At 71.3% G+C, this 19,001-nt stretch carries 18 protein-coding genes; 6 read left to right on the top strand and 12 right to left on the bottom strand.

From position 1 onward, the window contains the following. Positions 1 to 23: 23 nt before the first annotated feature. From pgsA to ACZK5D_RS06555, 8 genes are all read right to left on the bottom strand, one after another. A complete protein-coding gene (gene pgsA, locus ACZK5D_RS06520) occupies positions 24 to 644 on the bottom strand; it encodes a CDP-diacylglycerol--glycerol-3-phosphate 3-phosphatidyltransferase (protein ID WP_458993751.1) in 621 nt (206 codons plus the stop codon). Next, positions 641 to 2,056 carry a 30S ribosomal protein S12 methylthiotransferase RimO gene (rimO, locus tag ACZK5D_RS06525; RefSeq protein ID WP_458993750.1) on the bottom strand — a complete coding sequence of 472 codons (1,416 nt, stop codon included), beginning with the start codon at positions 2,054 to 2,056 and terminating at the stop codon, positions 641 to 643. The genes pgsA and rimO overlap by 4 nt, the downstream gene beginning before the upstream one ends. A 16-nt stretch (positions 2,057 to 2,072) precedes the next feature. Beyond that, positions 2,073 to 4,613 carry an FtsK/SpoIIIE family DNA translocase gene (locus tag ACZK5D_RS06530; protein WP_463664693.1) on the bottom strand — a complete coding sequence of 847 codons (2,541 nt, stop codon included), beginning with the start codon at positions 4,611 to 4,613 and terminating at the stop codon, positions 2,073 to 2,075. A 69-nt stretch (positions 4,614 to 4,682) separates the two neighbouring features. Continuing rightward, entirely contained in the window at positions 4,683 to 5,606 is a 924-nt protein-coding gene (locus ACZK5D_RS06535) for a thiamine-phosphate kinase (RefSeq protein WP_463664694.1), read from the bottom strand. 1 nt (position 5,607) lies between these two features. Next, on the bottom strand, positions 5,608 to 6,723 hold the full coding sequence (locus tag ACZK5D_RS06540; protein WP_458993747.1) for a D-alanine--D-alanine ligase family protein: 1,116 nt from the start codon (positions 6,721 to 6,723) through the stop codon (positions 5,608 to 5,610). A gap of 32 nt (positions 6,724 to 6,755) precedes the next feature. Then, positions 6,756 to 7,550 (bottom strand): lysophospholipid acyltransferase family protein, encoded by a 795-nt coding sequence (locus ACZK5D_RS06545; protein WP_463664695.1) that lies wholly within the window; start codon positions 7,548 to 7,550, stop codon positions 6,756 to 6,758. 7 nt (positions 7,551 to 7,557) lie between these two features. Continuing rightward, positions 7,558 to 8,766: a cytochrome P450 gene (locus ACZK5D_RS06550; RefSeq protein ID WP_463664696.1), complete on the bottom strand. Its 1,209-nt coding sequence runs from the start codon at positions 8,764 to 8,766 to the stop codon at positions 7,558 to 7,560. Next, positions 8,763 to 9,392, bottom strand: coding sequence for a winged helix-turn-helix domain-containing protein (locus ACZK5D_RS06555; RefSeq protein WP_463664697.1), 630 nt, complete (start codon positions 9,390 to 9,392; stop codon positions 8,763 to 8,765). The genes ACZK5D_RS06550 and ACZK5D_RS06555 overlap by 4 nt, the downstream gene beginning before the upstream one ends. 68 nt (positions 9,393 to 9,460) lie before the next feature. Here ACZK5D_RS06555 and ACZK5D_RS06560 point away from each other — a divergent pair, with 68 nt between their 5' ends. After that, a complete protein-coding gene (locus ACZK5D_RS06560; protein WP_463664698.1) occupies positions 9,461 to 10,771 on the top strand; it encodes an MFS transporter in 1,311 nt (436 codons plus the stop codon). 38 nt (positions 10,772 to 10,809) lie between these two features. On the opposite strand, the gene ACZK5D_RS06565 is transcribed toward ACZK5D_RS06560, so the two are convergent. Continuing rightward, entirely contained in the window at positions 10,810 to 11,271 is a 462-nt protein-coding gene (locus tag ACZK5D_RS06565) for a MarR family winged helix-turn-helix transcriptional regulator (protein ID WP_463664699.1), read from the bottom strand. 61 nt (positions 11,272 to 11,332) lie between these two features. Between ACZK5D_RS06565 and ACZK5D_RS06570 the strand changes: the two genes are divergently transcribed. Genes ACZK5D_RS06570 through ACZK5D_RS06585 form a run of 4 tightly spaced genes read left to right on the top strand, consistent with a single transcriptional unit; the run spans position 11,333 to position 14,310 of the window. After that, positions 11,333 to 11,980: a maleylpyruvate isomerase family mycothiol-dependent enzyme gene (locus tag ACZK5D_RS06570; RefSeq protein WP_463664700.1), complete on the top strand. Its 648-nt coding sequence runs from the start codon at positions 11,333 to 11,335 to the stop codon at positions 11,978 to 11,980. Between the two features lie 4 nt (positions 11,981 to 11,984). Next, a complete protein-coding gene (locus ACZK5D_RS06575) occupies positions 11,985 to 12,635 on the top strand; it encodes a mycothiol-dependent nitroreductase Rv2466c family protein (RefSeq protein WP_463664701.1) in 651 nt (216 codons plus the stop codon). 52 nt (positions 12,636 to 12,687) lie between these two features. Continuing rightward, positions 12,688 to 13,422 (top strand): phosphotransferase enzyme family protein, encoded by a 735-nt coding sequence (locus tag ACZK5D_RS06580; protein WP_463664702.1) that lies wholly within the window; start codon positions 12,688 to 12,690, stop codon positions 13,420 to 13,422. A gap of 57 nt (positions 13,423 to 13,479) precedes the next feature. After that, complete coding sequence (locus ACZK5D_RS06585; protein WP_463664703.1) at positions 13,480 to 14,310, top strand: HAD hydrolase family protein; 831 nt, start codon at positions 13,480 to 13,482, stop codon at positions 14,308 to 14,310. Here the strand turns inward: ACZK5D_RS06585 and ACZK5D_RS06590 are convergent. Further along, positions 14,307 to 15,059, bottom strand: coding sequence for an MOSC domain-containing protein (locus tag ACZK5D_RS06590; protein WP_458993737.1), 753 nt, complete (start codon positions 15,057 to 15,059; stop codon positions 14,307 to 14,309). The genes ACZK5D_RS06585 and ACZK5D_RS06590 overlap by 4 nt on opposite strands. Positions 15,060 to 15,069: 10 nt before the next feature. Continuing rightward, positions 15,070 to 15,312: a hypothetical protein gene (locus tag ACZK5D_RS06595; protein ID WP_458993736.1), complete on the bottom strand. Its 243-nt coding sequence runs from the start codon at positions 15,310 to 15,312 to the stop codon at positions 15,070 to 15,072. A gap of 126 nt (positions 15,313 to 15,438) precedes the next feature. Between ACZK5D_RS06595 and ACZK5D_RS06600 the strand changes: the two genes are divergently transcribed. Next, positions 15,439 to 16,080, top strand: coding sequence for a DUF1345 domain-containing protein (locus ACZK5D_RS06600; protein ID WP_458993735.1), 642 nt, complete (start codon positions 15,439 to 15,441; stop codon positions 16,078 to 16,080). A 31-nt stretch (positions 16,081 to 16,111) separates the two neighbouring features. Here the strand turns inward: ACZK5D_RS06600 and mgtA are convergent, their stop codons facing one another. Continuing rightward, positions 16,112 to 18,727, bottom strand: a complete 2,616-nt coding sequence (gene mgtA / locus ACZK5D_RS06605; RefSeq protein WP_463664704.1) for a magnesium-translocating P-type ATPase — start codon at positions 18,725 to 18,727, stop codon at positions 16,112 to 16,114. Positions 18,728 to 19,001: the final 274 nt, after the last annotated feature.

Here is a 19,001-nt window from a genome sequence, read left to right on the forward strand (position 1 = left end):
CCTCCCCGTCGAGTTGCGTGCGGTCAGCCTACCTGGCCGGATCGGCCCTGCCGTCGGATGTTCCAGGCGTGACGCAGGTAGTCCGCGCCGGTCACCACGGTCAGGATGAGCGCCGCCCACATGAGGATCCACGCCACCACCTGGACGGGGTTGGGGAGGAACTGCAGCCCCATGCTGAACATGATGAGCGCGAGGGTCTGGGTGAGGGTCTTGGCCTTTCCGCCCTTGTTGGCGGCCATGATGCCGTACTTGGCGATGGCGGCGCGCACCCACGTGATGCCCCACTCCCGCACCAGGATGATGATGGTGAAGAACCACGGCAGGCCCACCTGCCCGGGGAAGCCGTCGAGGATGCTCAGCGAGACGAAGGCGGCGCCGGTCAGCGCCTTGTCGGCCACCGGGTCCCAGAGCTTGCCGAAGTCGGTGATGAGGTTGTAGCGGCGGGCGATGTACCCGTCGGCCAGGTCCGTCAGCATCGCCACGACGAACACCGCCGTGGCGGCGAGGCGCCAGCCGAAGTCGTCGGGGGCCACGAACAGGACCACGACGTAGACCGGGACCAGGATGATCCGGACGACGGTCAGGACGTTGGGCACGTTGAGGTTGCTCGGCTTGTCGACCGCCGCATGCTTGGGTTCGCTCACTTCGCCTCCGCGATCAGGTCGATTCCCGCCGAGTCGACCACCTGTGCCGCCACGAGGTCGCCGACGGCGGCCCCGTTGTCGAGCGTGACCACACCGTCGGTCTCCGGGCCTTGGTGCATCGCGCGGCCGACGACCTCGTCGTCGACGCTCTCGACAAGGACGACGATATCCTCACCCACCCGGTCGGCGGCGCGCGCCTCGCACACCTCGAGCGCAAGATCCGCCAGAAGTGCGCGTCTGGCCTCGATCTCGTCCTCCGGGAGGTGCCCGGGGAGCCGGACGCCCTCGGTGCCCTCCTCGTCCGAGTAGCCGAAGACGCCCATGACGTCGAGGTTCGCGTCGACGATGAATTGCCGCAGGATCTCCACGTCCGCCTCGGTCTCCCCCGGGAAGCCCGCGATGACGTTGCTTCGGATCCCGGCCGTGGGCGCCTGGGACCGGATGCGCCCGATGAGGTCGAGGAAGCTGTCCGGGTCCCCGAAGCGCCGCATGGCGCGCAGGACGGACCGGGAGGCGTGCTGGAAGCTCAGGTCGAAATAAGGCACCACTTTGTCGGTGGTGAGCATGGCCTCCAGCATCCCAGGCCGGATCTCGGCGGGCTGCAGGTACGAGACCCGGATCCAGTCCAGGCCGTCCACCCGGGACAGCCGTGCCAGCAGGCCCTCGAGCCGGTGCTCCGCGCCGAGGTCCTTGCCGTAGGAGGACGTGTTCTCGGAGACCAGGAAGACCTCCTTCACCCCCTGGCCGACGAGCCAGCGGGCCTCCGCCTCGATCTCCTCGACGGTTCTGGACAGGTAGCTGCCCCGGAAGGCGGGGATGGCGCAGAAGGAGCAGCGCCTGTCGCAGCCCGAGGCGATCTTCAGGGAGGCCGACGGCCCGCCCGTCAGCCGGCGGCGAAGGGCCGGCGGTCCCGAGGCGGGGGCCAGCCCGTCCGGCAGCGGCGCGTGGCCCGGCACCGCGACACCCGCGGACCCAGCGCGCCGGGCGGACGGGGTGAGCGGCAGCAGTGTGCGTCGGTCCCGCGGGACGTGCGAGATGTGGTGTTCGCCGTCGAGGATGCCGCGCAGCCGGTCCGCGATGTCGGCGTAGTCGTCGAACCCCAGCACCGCGTCTGCCTCAGGCAGCTCGTCGGCCAGCTGCACGCCGTACCGCTCGGCCATGCAGCCGACGGCCACCACGGAACGCACCGTCCCACCCGCCTTGAGGTCCGCGGCCTCGAGCAGCGTGTTGATCGAGTCCTGCTTGGCCTGCTCGACGAAGCCGCAGGTGTTGACCACCACCGTCTCCGCCGTCCCGGGGTCGTCGACGAGGACGAATCCGCCCATCTCCAGGCGGGCGGCGAGCTCCTCGGAGTCGACGTCGTTGCGGGCGCAGCCCAGGGAGGCGATGTGGACGGAGTGTGTGGCAGTCATGAGGCAGCCATTATCGCTACCCGACGGCGAGGTTGGCCAACACCTCGTCCAGGTCCTCCGGCTTGACCAGCACGTCGCGGGCCTTCGAACCCTCGGAGGGGCCCACCACTCCCCTGCTCTCCAGGATGTCCATCAGCCGGCCGGCCTTGGCGAACCCCACCCGCAGCTTGCGCTGCAGCATCGACGTGGAGCCGAGCTGGAGCTCGACGACCAGGCGGCAGGCGTCGAGGACGAGGTCCAGGTCGTCGCCGATGTCGTCGACCACCTTCTTCTCGGCCCCGCCGGCCGCGGTGACGTCCTCGCGGTAGTTGGGCTGCAGCTGCGTGGACACGAAGGTCACCACGTCGCGGATCTCGGACTCGTTGACCCAGGCGCCCTGCACCCGGATGGGCTTGCCCGCGCCCATCGGCAGGAACAGTCCGTCGCCCTTGCCGACGAGCTTCTCCGCGCCCGGCTGGTCGAGGATGACCCGGGAATCGGTCATCGACGACGTGGCGAACGCGAGCCTGGACGGCACGTTGGCCTTGATCAGGCCCGTCACCACGTCGGTGGAGGGCCGCTGGGTCGCGAGGACCAGGTGGATGCCCGCGGCGCGGGCGAGCTGCGTGATGCGCACCACGGACTCCTCGACGTCGCGGGGGGCCACCATCATGAGGTCCGCCAGCTCGTCGACGACGATCAGCAGGTACGGGTACGGCGCGAGGACGCGCTCGGATCCCTCGGGCAGCTTGACCTGACCGGCGCGCACGGCCTTGTTGAAGTCGTCGACGTGCCGGAAGCCGAAGGCGGCCAGGTCGTCGTAGCGCAGATCCATCTCGCGGACCGCCCAGGCGAGGGCTTCCGCGGCCTTCTTGGGGTTGGTGATGATGGGGGTGACCAGGTGCGGGATGCCCTCGTAGTGGTTGAGCTCGACCCGCTTGGGGTCCACCAGCAGGAGCCGCACCTCCTCCGGGGTGGCGCGCATCATGATCGAGGTGATCAGCGAGTTGATGAAGCTCGACTTGCCGGAGCCGGTGGCGCCTGCCACCAGGAGGTGCGGCATCTTGGCCATGTTGGCCACCACGAATCCGCCCTCGACGTCCTTGCCCAGCGCCACGGTCAGCGGGTGGTGGTCGTTCTTCGCCTTGTTCGAGCGGAGCACGTCGCCGAGCGAGACCACCTCCTTGTCGAGGTTGGGGATCTCGATGCCGATGGCGGACTTGCCGGGGATGGGGGTCAGGATGCGGATCTCGTTCGAGCCCACGGCATAGGCGATGTTGTCCGCCAGGCCGGTGACCTTGCTCACCTTGATGGCGGAGCCGAGCTCCACCTCGTAGCGGGTGACCGTGGGGCCACGGGTGTAACCGGTGACGCGCGCGTCGATCTCGAACTCGCGCAGCACGTCGCCCAGCTGGCGCACCACCTTGTCCGAGGCCTCGGTGCGGGACTTGGGCTTGGAGCCGACGGCGAGCGTGCGCTCGTCGGGGAGGGTGTAGACCACGTCGCCGCTCAGCTGCAGCTGCTCGGCCCTGCCGGGCGGGGGCGTGTGCGGCGGAGGCTCCAGGTCCTTGTGCGCCTCGGCCTTGGGCCTGCCGGGCACCTGACGCTCGGGCGCCGGGGCGGCGGGGAGCAGGTACTCGTCGCTGTCCGTAAGGGAGTCGACGTCGTAGACCGACTCCTCCGACGGCTCGTCGCGCGGGTCCTCGATGAGCGGGGTGTCGTAGGGGACATCCACGCCGAGCTTGAGCCTGGGCTGCTTCGGTGCGGCGTCGCCGTCGTGCTCGACGAGCGCGCCCACCAGGTTCCTGGCACCGTCGATCAGCTCGCGCACCGGCCGCCCGATGACCACCAGCACGCCGGACAAGGTGACCAACGTCAGGATGGGCACGGCCGCCCACACCGTCAGGAGGTCCACCAGCACGCTGGAGGCCACGTGGCCCAGCACGCCGCCGGCCTGCCGCAGCGCGGGCATGTCTCCGGGCACGGGCATGCCGCGGCTGATGTTGACCAGGCCGAGCACCCCCAGCGTGATGAGCACCCAGCCGAGCCCGGTGCGGGGCGCCGCGTCGACGTCGTGCGGGTGACGGAAGACGCGCCACGAGCCGTAGAGCAGGACCGCGGGGATCACCGCCGACAGCGAGCCGAAGACCGTCGAGATGCCGTCGCCCAACGCCTGGCCGACGGGCCCGGGCAGGGCGAACCAGAACCGCGCCGCCACGACGATGCCCAGCGTGAGCAGGAGCAGGCCCCACCCGTCGCGCCTGAGCTTGGGGTCCGCGTCCTGGGCGGCGCCGCCGAAGCTGCGCGCCACCCAGCCGACGCCCGCGGCAAGGCCGCGGAACGACGCCCCGATGCCGCGCCCCAGGGCGGTCATCGCCCGGCCGAACCCGCCGGGGCGAGGGGCGGGCGCCTTCGCCGGCGCCGTCTTCGCGGGCGCTGGACGGCGCGTCGAAGAGCCGGACCTCGACGAGGAGGCCGGCTTCCTGGTAGCCGTTGTCTTGCTGGAACGCGCAGCACCCGTCGACGTGGTCGACTTCGTGCTGGCGCTCCGCGTGGGGGAAGAACCGCGGGACGCCATGGCGCCCAACCTAGCCCAGGGCGGGCCCAAGCCCGGTATTTCGCCCGGCCGTTCGGGCGATCCCCGGGCTCAGGCGAAGTGGTCCCAGCCGAGGCTGCCGTCGAACGGTGCGCCGTCGACGACGATGCCCTGGCCCTCGCGGACCACTCCCACCCTGCGCCATCCGACGGGGAGGGGCGCGCCGGGCGGGAAGGTCGCGGCGAGAGCATGGTCCTCTCCCCCGGCCAGCACGAAGCCCAGCGCGGGCTTGCCGGTGGCCGCCGCGACACGCTCCACCGGCTCCGGGACCTCGACCAGCGACGTGTCGACGTCGATCAGCACGTGGCTGGCCTCGGCGATGTGGCCCAGGTCAGCCAGGAGCCCGTCGGAGACGTCCAGCATCGCGGTGGCGCCCGCCCGGGCGGCCGCGACCCCCTGCCCGTACGGGACGGCGGGGGTCTGCTGCTCGGCGACGAGTTCCTTCGGCGAGCCGAAGCCGCGCTGCAGCACGGCCAACCCGGCCCCCGCCCAGCCCAGCCTCCCGCAGACCGCGACCACGTCACCCGGGCGCGCCCCCGCCCTGGTCACGGCCGCGCGTCCGCCGAGGTCTCCGATGGCGGTCACGCAGATGGCGATGTGGGCCGACGACGACAGGTCGCCGCCCACCAGGCTCACCCCGGCCTTGGCGCACTCCTCCTTGGCGCCCGCCTCGAACTCGACCACCCACTCCTGGTCCAGGTCCTTCGGGAACCCGAGGGCCACGACGACGGAGCTGGGCCTGGCGCCCATGGCCTCCACGTCCGAGACGTTGACGGCCACGGCCTTGCGCCCCACCGCGCGGGCCGGGGACCAGCGGCGGGTGAAGTGCACGTTCTCGATCAGCATGTCGGTGGTCACCACCACGTGCCCGGCGAGGTCCAGCACGGCCGCGTCGTCGCCCACGGAGAGCACCACGTCGTCGCCGACGATGAGTCCGGACGTGATCCGCTCGATCAGCTCGAACTCGCCCGCCACGTCAGCGCAACCCGGCCGGGCGCGCGAGCGCCAGCTCGATCAGCCGCCCCACCAGCTCGGGGTAGGTCATGCCCGCCTCCTGCCAGAGGGTGGGGTACATCGAGATCTGGGTGAAGCCGGGCATGGTGTTGACCTCGTTGATCCAGGCCCCCTCGTCGGTGACGAAGAAGTCGGCGCGGACCAGGCCCTCGGCGTCGACGGCGGCATAGGCCTGCCGGGCCAGCTCCTGCAGCCTGGCCGCCAGTTCCGGGGTGACGTCCGCGGGGGCGTCGAGCGCGGCCCCGTTCTCGTCGATGTACTTGGCGTGGAAGTCGTAGAAGCCGTCCTCGGCCAGCACGCGGATCTCGCCCACGCCGGAGGCGCGGCAGCCGTCGGGCGAGTCAGGATCCCCCAGCACCGCGACCTCGAGTTCCCGCGCCCCGACGAAGCCCTGCTCCACTACGATCTTGGGGTCGAAGCGCTGGGCCTCGTCGATGGCTGCGCTCAGGCCCTCGGGGCCGGTGACGCGCGCGATGCCCAGCGAGGACCCGCCCCGGGCCGGCTTCACGAACACCGGGTAGGTGAGCTTGGCGTTGATCTCCCGGATCACGGCGTCGCGGTCGTGCCGGAGGCGGTGGCCGGACGCCACCACGTACGGCCACACCGGCAGCCCGGCGGCCTCGAAGGCCACCTTCATGAAGTGCTTGTCCATGCCGACGGCCGAGGCGGTGACGCCGCTGCCGACGTATCGGATGCCCATGAGCTCGAACATCCCCTGGATGGTGCCGTCCTCCCCGAACGGCCCGTGGAGGAGGGCGAAGGCCACGTCGATGCCGTTGATGTCGACGAGCTTCTCACCGTCGCGGGTGGCCACCTCGCAGCCGTGCTCGCCGACCATCCACACCGCGTCCTGCTCGGGATCCTCCACCTCGGGGACCCGCCCGTCGACGATCCGGTAGCCGGCGATCACGTCGAGCGGGACCTGCGTCCAGCGGCCGTTGCGGCTGATGCCGACGCCCACGACGTCAAACCTGTCGCGGTCGATGGCCTTGAGTACGCCGGAGGCCGTCAGGCACGAGATGCCGTGCTCGGATGACTGGCCGCCGAAGATCAACGCCACGCGGATGCGCTCGCTCACGGGTCCTCCTAGGGGGTGGGGCGAGCGAGAGTCTACTCGGCGCCCCACTGCCTCTTCGGCACGCGGCTTCCGACCCGGAGGTCGTAACGCCCCTCGGGTGGCTGCTCCCCGCGCAGGTCCGCGACCATCGCGGTGAGCACGTCGATGATGTGGTCGGTCATCTCGTCGAGGACGTCGTTGGTGGGCTTCATCCCCTCGAAGCGGCTGAGGTCGATCGGCGGCCCGGTGACGACGGAGACGTCCTTGCGCCGGCCGAAGATGCGGCGCCACTCGATCGTCTTCTGGCCCAGGATCTGGTTGGCGCCGATCTGCGCGACGGGGACCACCGGCACGCCGGAGGTGAGCCACAGCCGAGCCGCGCCGCGCCGGCCCGTCATCGGCCATGCGTCCGGGTCACCGGTGATGGTGCCCTCGGGGTAGATCGCGACGAGGTGGCCCTTCTCGAGCGCCTTCCGCGCGTGGACCAGGGAGTCACCGGCCCGCGAGGTGCCGCGGTGGACGGGGATCTGCTCGCACTGCTTGGCCACCCAGCCGAGGACCGGGACCTTCCAGATGTCGGCCTTGCCGAGGAACCTCGGCCACCTGCCGCTCCAGATCACGTACTGGCCGAGCACGATGGGATCGAAGTTCGAGATGTGGTTGGCCACGAGGATCGCGGCCCCGCGCTGCGGGATGTGCTCCTGGCCCGCCCAGGTGAGGCGGGCGAAGACGGGCACCCCGGCCTGCGCCAGCCTCCCGATGAGGTGGTACACCCAGGGCGCGGGCTCGTGATTGACCTTGCGCAGTGGGCGACGCCAGGGCTTCCTGACCGGGACCGGTGTCGTCATTGGGTCATCATGGCAGGTGGGCGGCGTCGGCGGCGATCGCGAGCCTGAAACCGCGCAGCCAGTATCCGGCGATGAGGTCGTCCCAGCCGAGTTCGGGTTCGCGCAGGATCCGCGGGTTGCGGCGCAGCAGGCGCAGGAGGAGCACGTCGGACTCGAGGAGTGCCAGCGGCTGGCCGGGGCACTTGTGGGCGCCGTCGCCGAACGCGAGCCCGGTCTCGTTCACGCCTGGGGCGGTGTCGCGGCCAGGGCAGAGGTGCAGCGGGTTCTCCCCCACGGCGTCCGGGTCCGCGTTGGCGGGGCGGACGAACACGTCGACGAGGTCGCCGGGCTCGAGCGTGTGCGTGTCGCCTCGGTCGGTCACCTCGATGGCTTCCTGGACGCGTCGGTAGAGGTGGCCGACGACCGGTTCGAGGCGGATGATCTCGGCGAGGATCGCGTAGCGCTCCCGTTGGCCGGCCACGAGGTAGCGCTCGCGGAGGGCGTCGTCGCCGAGAAGATGGAGGGCGGCCATGCAGATGAACTCGCGGGTGGTCACCATGCCGGCCGTGCCGTAGGTGACGCACTCGACGAGGATGTCGAGGTCGGTGTAGTCCTCGGCGATGAGGTGGCTGATGATGTCGTCCTGCGGCGCCTTGCGGCGGGCGCGGATCGCGGGGCGGGCGTCCAGGAGGTGGAACTTCAGGATGGGGGCCAGCCCGTTGAATGCGGCCTGCATCCACTGCCGGTTGGTGCGGCCGAGGTTGGGCTTGGTGATGTCGAACGGAGGCTGGTTGAAGAAGGTCACCAGCCTGGCGGCCATCTTCTTCGGCGGCGACTCGGTGAGCCCCACCACCTCGGCGGTGACCTCGACGGTGTAGTGCAGCGCGAGCTCGTCGAGCGTGATCTCGGGGCCGGCCTCGTCGAGTAGTCGCTCGGCGCACTCCTCCATGCGGGTCTCGTAGCGCTTGGCGACGACGGCCGGGGCGAAGAACCGCGCCACCTTCTTCCGCTGCTCGTCGTGCATGGGCCCGTCGGACATCAGGATGGGGTGATGCTTGAGGTAGCCCTTCGGGATGGCCTCGGCCGTGAATCCGGCCTGCGTGGTGGCGTGCCGGGCGCGCAGGACCTGCTGGGCGGCGGCAACCGAGCGGATCCGCCACACCCGCCCCGTGCGCTCGACGCGCGGCCCGTCCGGCTCGCCCGGGCGCTCGACCTTGCGGGGCGCGCCGCGGCTCATCGCCCAGCCTCCTTCGCCGTGGCGTCGGCCGCGACCGGCGGGAGCGGAATCGCGCTGATGTAGACCCGCACCCGTCGCTCGCCGGGGCGGGCGGGCACATGCGCGGGTGTGGGCCCGGCCTCGTCGCGGAGGGCCTTCGCCTCGTCGGTGTGCCGTTCGACGACGGCGAGCAACTCCTCGCTGAGCGCCTCGAGCTCGTCGCGGGTCAGCCAGGCGCTGGTGGAGCCGAGGACGCTGGCGTCGCGCCATCCCTCGTCGTCGTGTTCGAGACCGGCCAGCGCCGCGTGCAGGGTGTCCGCCTGGTTGTCGATCATCCAGCGGTTGAGGGTCCGCACGGTGTGCGTGTCGGGGTCGTCGACGCGGTCGTAGGAGAAGCCGACGGCGCGCCACCAGCGCTCCCGGGCGGTGCCCTCGTCGGGGACCTCCTCCACGAAGCCGAACTTGGCGAGCTGGCGGAGGTGGTAGCTGGTCTGCCCGCTGCTCTCCCCGGTCTCACGCGCCAGGACGCTGGCTGTGGCCTGGCCCTGGTCGCTCAGCAGGCGGTAGAGCTGCATCCGCAGCGGGTGCGCGAACGCCTTGATCTGCTGGGCTGTCGCGGGCCGGGAATGGGTCTTGCGCTCGGGCATGATGCAGAGGTACCTTTGCAGAGAGTTCTTTGCATAGCTTCTTTTGCATCATTCTAGTGGAGGTCACCATGGCAGCGCGCCCCCTCGGCCCACGATTCCGCGTCCACCTGTCCACCGTCGCGTTGGCGAACCTCGCCGACGGCGTGGTCGCCACCGGCGTGCCGCTGCTGGCGGTCACCCTCACCCGCTCCCCCGCGCTCATCGGGCTGCTCACCGCGGCCGTCTGGCTGCCGTGGCTGCTGGCGGGCATCCCCGCCGGCGTGCTGGTCGACCGGTGGGACCGCCGTCGCACCATGCTGGCGGCGCTGACGCTGCGGGCGGTCCTCCTCGCGGGCGTGGCCGTGGTGGGCGCGTCGGGCGGGTTGGGCATCTGGTGGCTGATCGGGTTCGCGCTGGCCTACGGGTTCACCGAGGTGTTCACGGACCTGGCCGCGCAGGCCCAGGTGCCGGCGCTCGTGGGCCGGGACGGCGCCGCGCTGCGCAGCGCGAACTCTCGGCTGCTCGCGGTGGAGCAGGCGGCCGGCGGTTTCGTCGCTCCCCCGGTGGCCGGCCTGCTCGTGGCCGTGGGCGCCGCCTGGGTGACGGGGGTGCCCGCACTCATCGTCGCCGGCGCCGTGGCCGTGCTGGCGCTCGGCCTGCGTGGCCGGTTCACCGCGCCGCGCGGAGCCGGCTCCGGCACCGGGGCCGCCGTGCCCGCCGAGAAGGGCGGGGCGCTGCGCCGGGAGCTCGGGGAGGGCCTGCGCCTGCTGTGGCGGCACCGCGTGCTGCGCCCGCTGCTCATCGCCGCCGGCCTGTGGAACTTCGCCGCCTCCGCGCTCTCGGCCGTCATCGTGCTGTGGATGGTGGGCCCGGGCTCGGCCGCCGGGCTCACCCCGCAGACGTGGTCGCTGGTGCTGCTCGCCATGCCCGTCGGCGGGTTGCTCGGCAGCGTGGTCGCGGGACCGCTCACGGCGAGATGGCCGGAGATGCGCGTGCTCGTCGCGTGCTGGGGCACCGCCGGGCTGGTCAACCTACTTCCCCTGTTGTGGCCCGCGGCCTGGTCCTTCGCGCTGTTCCTCGTCCTCGCGGGCGTGTTCGGCGTGGTGGGCAACGTGATCAGCGGGTCGCTGAGGCCGCGGATGGTCGAGGAGCGGATGCTGGGCCGTGTCCACGGCGCTGCCCGGGTGATCGGCTTCGGCACCATGCCGCTGGGCGCCGTCGTCGGCGGCCAGGTGGCGCAGTGGTTCGGGATCCCCACCGTGTTCGTCGCGGTGGTTCTGCTCATGCTGGTCTCGACGGCCATCGTCGCGGTGCGCGTCCCCCAGCCCGTCGTCGACCGGTGGGAGCTGCACCCCGCCGACGCCGCCCCGGCCGAGGAGGATGCCCCCGTCGCCGCGTGAGCCGCACTCCTCTCGGCGCGCCCCACCAGCGGTCCTGCTCAGCTCTGGTAGGGGTCGGTGATCTCGCGAAGGAGGGTCAGGGCCTCCCGCAGCTGCGCCATCCGGCGCTTGCCGAGGTGGGCGGTCCACTCGACCTCGATGGCGGCCTCCTCGGCACGGGCGATGGGGACAGCCTGGCGCCCCCGGGGACCGATCCTGACGAGGCGGACGCGGGCGTCGGACGGGTCCGCGACTCTCTCGACGTAGCCCGCCAGCTCAAGCCTGTCGATCAGCGCGGTGGCGGTCTGCTTGGCCACCTGCGCCTGCTCGGCGAGGTCCGAGATCCGGGTGCCCTCAGGTCCGATCCGCGCTGCGATCCGGGCCTGGGCGGCGGTGATGTCGGTGTAGCCGGCCCCGTGCAACGCGGCGAGAATCCTGTTCTCGGCCGCACGGTGGGCGATGAACATCAACACCGCGACATGGAGCTCCTCGGCCACATCCACCCCTTGATCTGATTCCATAGACGAACTATCTTTGATTCCATCATCGTACTACTTGAATCCGCACAGGAGGGATCCGACGGTGGACGACGACACGCTCTGGGAGAGGATCGACGCGCAGCGTCTCCGCACCGCGGACCTGCTGGAGCGGTTGACGGAGACCGACTGGCAGCAGCCGTCGCTGTGCGAGGGGTGGACGGTCCGCGACGTCGCCGCCCACCTGACGCTGCAGCAGCTGGGGTGGGGAGACCTGGTGCGGATGCTGCCGAAGTACCGCGGCGGCGGCATGAACCGGCTCATCGGAGACTCTGCCCGCGAGAAGGCGGCCGTGCCGGTCGACAGGCTGATCGCCGAGATCCGGGCCATGGCCGGCTCACGCCGCCACAACCTGGGCGTGACAAGCCGCGACACCCTCATCGACATCATCGTCCACGGCCAGGACATCGCCCTCCCCCTCGGCCTCGACCTGCCGGTTCCGGTGGACGCGGCCACGGAGGCCGCCACCCGCGTGTCCGTCCTCGGCAGGCGGATGGCGTCGGTGTTCCGTCCGGTTTCGTGGCGAGAGGTGCGGTTGACCGCAGAAGACACCGCCTGGGCGGTCGGCAATGGCCCGGAGGTCAAGGGGCCGATCCTGGCGATCCTGCTGCTGCTCACCGGCCGGTCCGTCGCGCTGCCCCTGCTGGAGGGCGAGGGCATCGCGTCCCTGCGCCAGGGCATGGAAGCGCGGTGACCCCATGACCGGCCAATCCGGCGGGGTCACGGTCGTCGACGTCTACGCAGATCCGGTCTGCCCGTACGCATGGATCGTGTCGCGCTGGCTCGAAGAGGTGGCCCCCTCCCGGCCGGTCGACCTTCGGCACCACGTGATGAGCCTGCGGTACCTCAATGCGGGCCATCATCAAGGCACCGCCTACAGTGCCAACATCGACCGCACCGTCGGACCGTCGCGGGTGTTCACGGCCGCCGCCGTCCACGTCGGCGAGGGGATCATCCGTGAGCTCTCCACCGCCTTCGGCAGCAGTTGGTTCGCCCGATGGCGGCGTCCGGACCCCGACGATCTCCGCGACACCCTCGAAGGGGCGCTGACGGCCGTCGGGCTGCCCTCCTGGCTGGTCCAGGCAGCCGACAGCGACACCTACGACGGGGCGCTGGCGGACAGCCACGCCGAGGCGGTTGGGGACCTCGGCCGCGGAGCCGGCACACCGATCCTCCACCTCGACGGCGTGCCCTGGTTCGGACCGGTCCTCGACGCGATCCCCCACGGGCAGGAGGCCCTTGATCTCTTCGACGCCCTCCTGGTCCTGACCCGGCACGAGGGCTTCTCCGAGCTCCGGCGAGCCCGCTCCGGTCCACCGCGGCTCCTGATCGGCCCCGCGACGTCGTGATGCGCACGGCGGGCTGATCCACTGTCGGCAGCACCTGCCCTAGCGTGACCCCATGAATGACGAGCCGGAGCAGTTGCGGGGCGGCAACATGGGGATGGTCACCAGGCAGGGCGACACCGTGATCAGGCCCGCGGGTGACTGGACGCCCGCCGTTCACCGCCTGCTGCGACACCTCCTGGCGGCCGGTGTGCCGGGCGTCCCGGTGCCGCTGGGCATCACCGAGGATGCGACGGAGGTGCTCAGCTTCGTCGAGGGGGTGGTGCCGGGCTACCCGATGCCCTCCTGGGTCTGGTCCGAGACCGCGCTGGACTCGTCGGCGCGCCTGCTCCGCCGGATCCACGACGCGACGGCGGGCATGCACTTCGACGGCCCGTGGCGGTCCCCTGTGCGCGAGCCTGCGGAGGTCGTCTGCCACAACGACTTCGCCACGTACAACCTCGTCTTCGACGGCGACACCGTCGTCGGCGCCATCGACTGGGACTTCGCGTCGCCGGGTCCGCGCCTCTGGGACATCGCGTACCTGGCCTACCGGATCGTTCCCCTCTCCTCCCGGGAGCGGGGAGACGGGTTCACCGACGGGGAACGCGCCCTCCGCCTGGATCGCCTCCTCGCCGCCTACGGCTCCGCCGCGACCCCCAACGAGGTGCTCAAGGTGCTGCGCGAGCGCCTCGTCGCCCTGGCCGCGTCCAGCGAGGCCATGGCCGTGGAACGGGACAACCCCGAGCTCCGCGAGCACGCCGTTCTCTACCGCGACGACGCCGCGCAGCTTGTCACGCGGGCGGATTGATGGTGGCTGGCCCGGACGGTGCAGGATGGAACCTGTCGAACCGGGAGGGGTGGCGTGATGCCGAAGGCTGTGTTCATCGACTTCGACGGAACCTACGCGGATCGCGGGCAGGTGCCGGCCGGGCACGTTGAGGCAGTCCTTGAGGCCCGCCGCAACGGCCATCGCGTCCTGCTGTGCACCGGCAGGCCGAAGGCGATGGTGCCGCCGCGCATCCTGGACCCGGTGTTCGACGGGCTGGTGGGCGCGGCAGGTGGCTACGTCGAGATCGGCGGGAAAGTCCTGGCGGACACCCGGTTCCCGGCCGGCCTCGCCGCGGAACTCGTGGCGGTCCTCACCGCCCATGACGCCGCCTTCATCCTCGAGGCTCCCGACGCGCTGTACGGCCCCGTCGGGATCATGGAGCGCCTCCTCGACATCCTGGGGCCGGCGCTCGGATCGGATGGCTCCGAGGAGGGCCTGCACGACGTGGTGAGGCATCTCCGTGCCGTCGACGACCCCGGGACGCGCTCGTTCGCCAAGGTCTCGATCTTCAGCTCACCCATCCCCGTCGACGAGCTTGCCTCCATGGTGGGCCCCCTCGTGGGCGCTCTCCCCAACTCCGTGGTGGGCCTCAAGGGCCATGCCGGCGAGATCCATCTCCGGGGCCTCAACAAGGCCGTCGGGATCGGCATCGCCGCCGAGCACCTGGGCATCGCCCGGCAGGACATCATCGGGATCGGTGACGGCCACAACGACCTGGAGATGCTCGCCCATGCCGGCACCGCCGTGGCCATCGACGGCGCGCCGCCGGAGGTACTGGCGCTGGCCGACCACGTCGTCGGCCCGCCCCACAGGGCCGGGCTGGTCCGCGGGTTCGCGGAACTCGGCCTGACCGGGGCTCCGGGCTAGCCGGTGCCGGCGACCTCCACCTCGTCCCCCACGCGCACGCGACCCGCCCGGGTCACCACGGCGTCCACCCCGAACACCAGCTCGCCGCCCTGGCGGCGGTAGTCCGCCAGCGCCTTGAGCCCGTCGGTGCGGGCGAGGCCGGTGTCGGGGTCGAGGTCGATCACCCGGCAGCGGGCGATCCCCTTCCGCACCTCCACCTCGGCCTCTCCGAGCGCCAGGCGGCGCCCGATCCAGCCGTCCTCCAGATGAGGGACGTCGGCGTGCAAGGTGAACGTGGCGCGCAGCTGCGCGTCGATCACCGGCGTCCCCACGCGGCGGGACAGCTCGTCCAGCGATCCGCTGGTGATGAGGCTGACGCTGGCGCCGTAGACCACCTCTCCCCCGCCGGCCCGGGCCAGCAGCACGTCGCGGCCCAGGAACGCGGAGTACGCCGCGCCCCACGGCCCGTCGACGAACTCGAGCCCCACCTGCCGCCCCCAGTAGTCGAGCGTCAGCCTCTCGCCCGTGGGGACCGGAACGCCGTCGACCACCGCCCCGGGCAGGGTCACCGTCAGGACACCGTCGGCCCACATGGCCGTGGTCTGCATGAGTGTCGGATTCTCGACGGTGCGCAGCACCTTCCCGCGCGCCCGGTCGACCAGGCAGAACACCCGGTCCCCCACGGGCCCGTCCGGTGCCAGGTCTACGAACGGGCGGCCCACATGGCGGGCCCCCTTCAGCGAGGTGAAGCCGATCCGGGAGACGTGCACGGCGGGCCGTTCAGGACGCCCGGCCGGCCCGGATGACGAACTCGGCCACGTCGTCGAGCATCTCGACGAGGTGATCGGGCTGGCCGGTCCAGATCTGCCGCGACGTCGGCAGCCCGGCGAGAATCATCGACGCGGTGAGGTCGTCGACCGCCATCCCCCGCGGCGCCGGGCCCGCAGCGATGGCCGCCGCGCGTTGCCTCTGCCCGGGCGTCAGTCCGTCCCACCATGCCTGCAGTGTCAGCTCGTCGGTCACCGGCCCATTCAACCGGCTCGGCGGCCTCTGGGCCAAGGCCTCCCATCCCTGGCGGATCCCGCCGGCCCGCGCCGAGGAACGGAGAGTCCTCCGTCGGTTCGCGGCAGGCGTGGTGGAATGCGTGGTGTGAACCTGCACACAGCCGGAACCCGGCTCGCCGCGTCCGCGGCGGTCGGCGCTGCCGCCGCCGTCGGCCTCGTCCCCCTCGCGGACCCGTGGTTGGCCGGGATGACGGGATGGATCGTCGTGTCGGTCACCTTCTCCCTGTGGACCTGGCTGATCGTCAGGCGCCTGGACGGCGCCGAGACCCGCGGCCACGCCACACGCGAGGATCCCACGCACGCCGTGAGCCGCGCCGTCCTGGTGCTCGCCTCGCTCGCCAGCCTTGTGGGGGTGGGCGTGCTCCTGGTTGCGGGGTCCGGCGCCGGGGGCACCCTCCCCTGGGAGGCGCTGACCGGCGCCGCGTCGGTGGTGGCGTCGTGGGTGGTGGTCCACGTCCTCTACATGCTCCACTACGCGAGGCTCTTCTACGCCGCGGACATCGACGCCGCCATCGACTTCGGCGGTGACCGCGACCCCGACTACCACGACTTCGCCTACCTCGCCTTCACCATCGGCATGACCTATCAGGTCTCCGACACGACGGTGGCGGGGGCCGAGCTGAGGCGTGCCGTCCTGCGGCACGCGATGCTGTCCTACCTGCTGGGCGCCGTGGTCCTGGCGGTCACCCTCAACCTCGTCGTCCAGTTGTCCTCCTCCGTCGGCTGACCTTGCCGAACTGCTGCAGGGAGCGGCCGGCCTACCAGGACGCTCGGGAGTAGAAGTACCTCTTGGCCGCCTCGGCCGCCACCACGTACATCCCCGTGACGCCCACCAACGCCGCGGTCAGCCACAGTGGCAGGGGCGTGAAGCCGAAGAGCGGCGCGAAGGGAAGATACGGCAGGGCGAGGGTGAGCAGGCCGACGGCGAGCGTCGAGGTCCACAGCAGGGTGCCTGGGCGGCTGCGGTGGAGCGGCCCCCGGGTGCGCACCACCAGGGCCACCACGAGCTCGGTGAGCAGGGACTCGATGAACCAGCCGGTCTGGAACTGTTCCTCGGTCGCCCGCGCGACCCACAGCAGCAGGCCGAAGGTGGCGTAGTCGAAGACGGAACTGACCAGCCCGAAGACGATCATGAACGTCCGGATCATGCGGATGTTCCAGCGGTGGGGTTGGCGGACCATGTCGTCGTCGACGTTGTCGCCGGCGATGCCGATGGCCGGCACGTCGGACAGGAAGTTGTTGAGCAGGATCTGCTTGGCCAGCAGCGGGAGGAAGGGCAGGAACAGGGACGCGCCCGCCATGCTCACCATGTTCCCGAAGTTGGCGCTGGTGGTGGTGAAGATGTACTTGAGCGTGTTGGCGAACGTGCGCCGCCCCTCCTCGATCCCGGCGCGCAGCACGCCCAGATCGTGGCGCAGCAGCACGAAGTCGGCCGCCTCCTTAGCCACGTCCGCCGCCAGCTCGACGGAGACGCCCACGTCGGCGGCGTGCAGGGCCGGCGCGTCGTTGATGCCGTCGCCGAGGCAGCCGACGACGTGGTTGCGCTTGCGGAGCGCGAGGATGATGCGTTCCTTCTGATTGGGGTCGACCTCGGCGAAGATCGCGGTGCGCTCAGCCACGTGGCACAGGGCCTCGTCGCGTAGGCCCTCCATCTCCTCGGCGGTGAGGACGGCGTCGGCCGGCAGGCCGATCGTCGCAGCCAGGTGCCGCGCGACCAGCCGGTTGTCGCCCGTGATGATCTTGACCTGCACGCCGAGCCGTTGAAGCGACTCCAGGGTCTCCTTGGCATCTGGCTTGGGTGGATCGAGGAACAGCAGGAAGCCTGCGAACGCGAGGTCACGCTCGTCGCCCTCCACGGTGTAGGCGGCCTTCCGGGGCACCTCGCGGACCGCCAGCCCGAGCACCCGGTAGCCCTCGCTGCTCCAGGCCGAGAAGCGGGCCTCGATGGCGGCCAGCCGTTCCCGGCCAAGCTGGGCGCTGGCGCCGCCCACCAGGACCGACGAACACACCGAGAGGACATGGTCGAGGGCGCCCTTGGTGATGAGCATGGGGCGGACGTCGGAGCCCGGATCGGAGTCGACGACGACGCTCAGCCGCTTGCGGGTGAAGTCGTAGGGGATCTCCTCGAGCTTGTCCATGCCCGCGATGTCCGGATGCGGCTGGGCCATGATCGCCTCGTCGAGCGGATTGGGCAGGCCGGTCTGGAACGCCGCGTTCAGGTACGCCCACCGCAGCACGTCGGCAGAGCCCTGCCCGTCGACGTCCAGCGCGCCGTCCAGGGCGACCACCCCTACGGTGAGGGTGCCCGTCTTGTCGGTGCACAGCGTGTCCATGCTGCCCAGGTTCTCGATGGCGTTGAGCTGGCGGACGATGACGCCCCTGCCCGCCATGCGCTGGGCGCCGCGCGCGAGGTTGATGCTCATGATGGCGGGGAGCAGCTCGGGCGCGATGCCCACGGCCAGCGCGATGGCGAACAGCAGGGAGTCGATCGGTGGCTTGCCGAGGATCACGTTGATGGCCAGGACCCCCAGGACCAGGGCGGTCATGATCTGGGTGAGCAGGAGCCCGAACTTCCGCACCCCTCGCTCGAACTCGGTCTCGGGCGGGCGGACGGTCAGCCGCTCGGCGATCTGGCCGTAGGCGGTGGCGGCGCCGGTGGAGACGATCAGTGCCCGGGCGGTTCCGCTGCGGACGTTGGTGCCCATGAAGACCATGTTGACCCGCTCGGGCAGCGAGGCCCGCGCCGGCACCTGGCCGACCGTCTTCTCGACCGGGAACGTCTCCCCGGTCAGGACGGCCTGGTTGACGAAGCAGTCATCGGCCTCCACCACCACCCCGTCGGCCGGCACCAGGCTGCCCGCGGCCAGCAGCACCACGTCGCCGGGCACAACCGCCTCGACGGGGATCGACGTCGTCGCGCCGTCCCGGAGCACGGTGGCCCTGATCGCTGCCTGGGCGCGCAGGGCGGCGACGGCCCGGTCCGCCGAGTGCTCCTGCACGAAGCTCAGTACCGCGCTGACGACGACGATCGCCACCACGATTCCGGCGTCGGTCCACTCGCTGGCGATCGCGGACACCACGGCGGCGAAGACGAGGATGAGCACCAGCGGGCTCGTGAACTGCCCCAGGAGAAGCCGCCAGCCGCTGCTGCGCCGGCGCTGCGCCAAGGCGTTGGCGCCCACGCTCTGAAGGCGTCCCTCGGCCTCTGCTGAGCTCAATCCCCGCGGCGTCGACCGGAGGTCCGAGAAGAGACGTTCCGCGGACAGGCTCCACGGATCCTGGATGAGTGAGGCCACCGGCGTGCCCGTCGACCGTGGCTCGCCTCGTGCGATCGGACCCGCCGTCCTGCCGGGCCCCGCTGCCCCCGTTGGCATGCCTCCAGGCTACTCGTCGCGACGCTGCGGAGGATGAATTGTTCTGGCGCGACCCATACCCCCGGTCCGTACCCGGCGGGGAGCGGAGCGCGGGACGTGGTCGGCCCACCCCACCCTTGACGGGTCAACCCGCACCGATGAGTGTGGGCCTCACGTCCAGGTGGCCCACACCCTACGTCGGCACGGCGGTTCCAGCACGCCGGCAGACCTCCAGCGCTGTGGAGCCGGGATCCGCCTCGGCCCAAGGGGGGCCCGCGAGAGAAAGGTCGGGAAC

Source organism: Tessaracoccus yangjingae (genome assembly GCF_055326235.1).

Excerpts from the sequence above, each read along its gene's own strand:
- ACZK5D_RS06565 (WP_463664699.1), bottom strand. The coding sequence starts at position 11,271 with ATGGAATCAGATCAAGGGGTGGATGTGGCCGAGGAGCTCCATGTCGCG.
- rimO (WP_458993750.1), bottom strand. The coding sequence starts at position 2,056 with ATGACTGCCACACACTCCGTCCACATCGCCTCCCTGGGCTGCGCCCGC.
- ACZK5D_RS06560 (WP_463664698.1), top strand. The coding sequence starts at position 9,461 with ATGGCAGCGCGCCCCCTCGGCCCACGATTCCGCGTCCACCTGTCCACC.
- ACZK5D_RS06550 (WP_463664696.1), bottom strand. The coding sequence starts at position 8,766 with ATGAGCCGCGGCGCGCCCCGCAAGGTCGAGCGCCCGGGCGAGCCGGAC.
- mgtA (WP_463664704.1), bottom strand. The coding sequence starts at position 18,727 with ATGCCAACGGGGGCAGCGGGGCCCGGCAGGACGGCGGGTCCGATCGCA.
- ACZK5D_RS06585 (WP_463664703.1), top strand. The coding sequence starts at position 13,480 with ATGCCGAAGGCTGTGTTCATCGACTTCGACGGAACCTACGCGGATCGC.
- ACZK5D_RS06555 (WP_463664697.1), bottom strand. The coding sequence starts at position 9,392 with ATGCCCGAGCGCAAGACCCATTCCCGGCCCGCGACAGCCCAGCAGATC.
- ACZK5D_RS06530 (WP_463664693.1), bottom strand. The coding sequence starts at position 4,613 with ATGGCGTCCCGCGGTTCTTCCCCCACGCGGAGCGCCAGCACGAAGTCG.
- ACZK5D_RS06575 (WP_463664701.1), top strand. The coding sequence starts at position 11,985 with ATGACCGGCCAATCCGGCGGGGTCACGGTCGTCGACGTCTACGCAGAT.
- ACZK5D_RS06545 (WP_463664695.1), bottom strand. The coding sequence starts at position 7,550 with ATGACGACACCGGTCCCGGTCAGGAAGCCCTGGCGTCGCCCACTGCGC.
- ACZK5D_RS06580 (WP_463664702.1), top strand. The coding sequence starts at position 12,688 with ATGAATGACGAGCCGGAGCAGTTGCGGGGCGGCAACATGGGGATGGTC.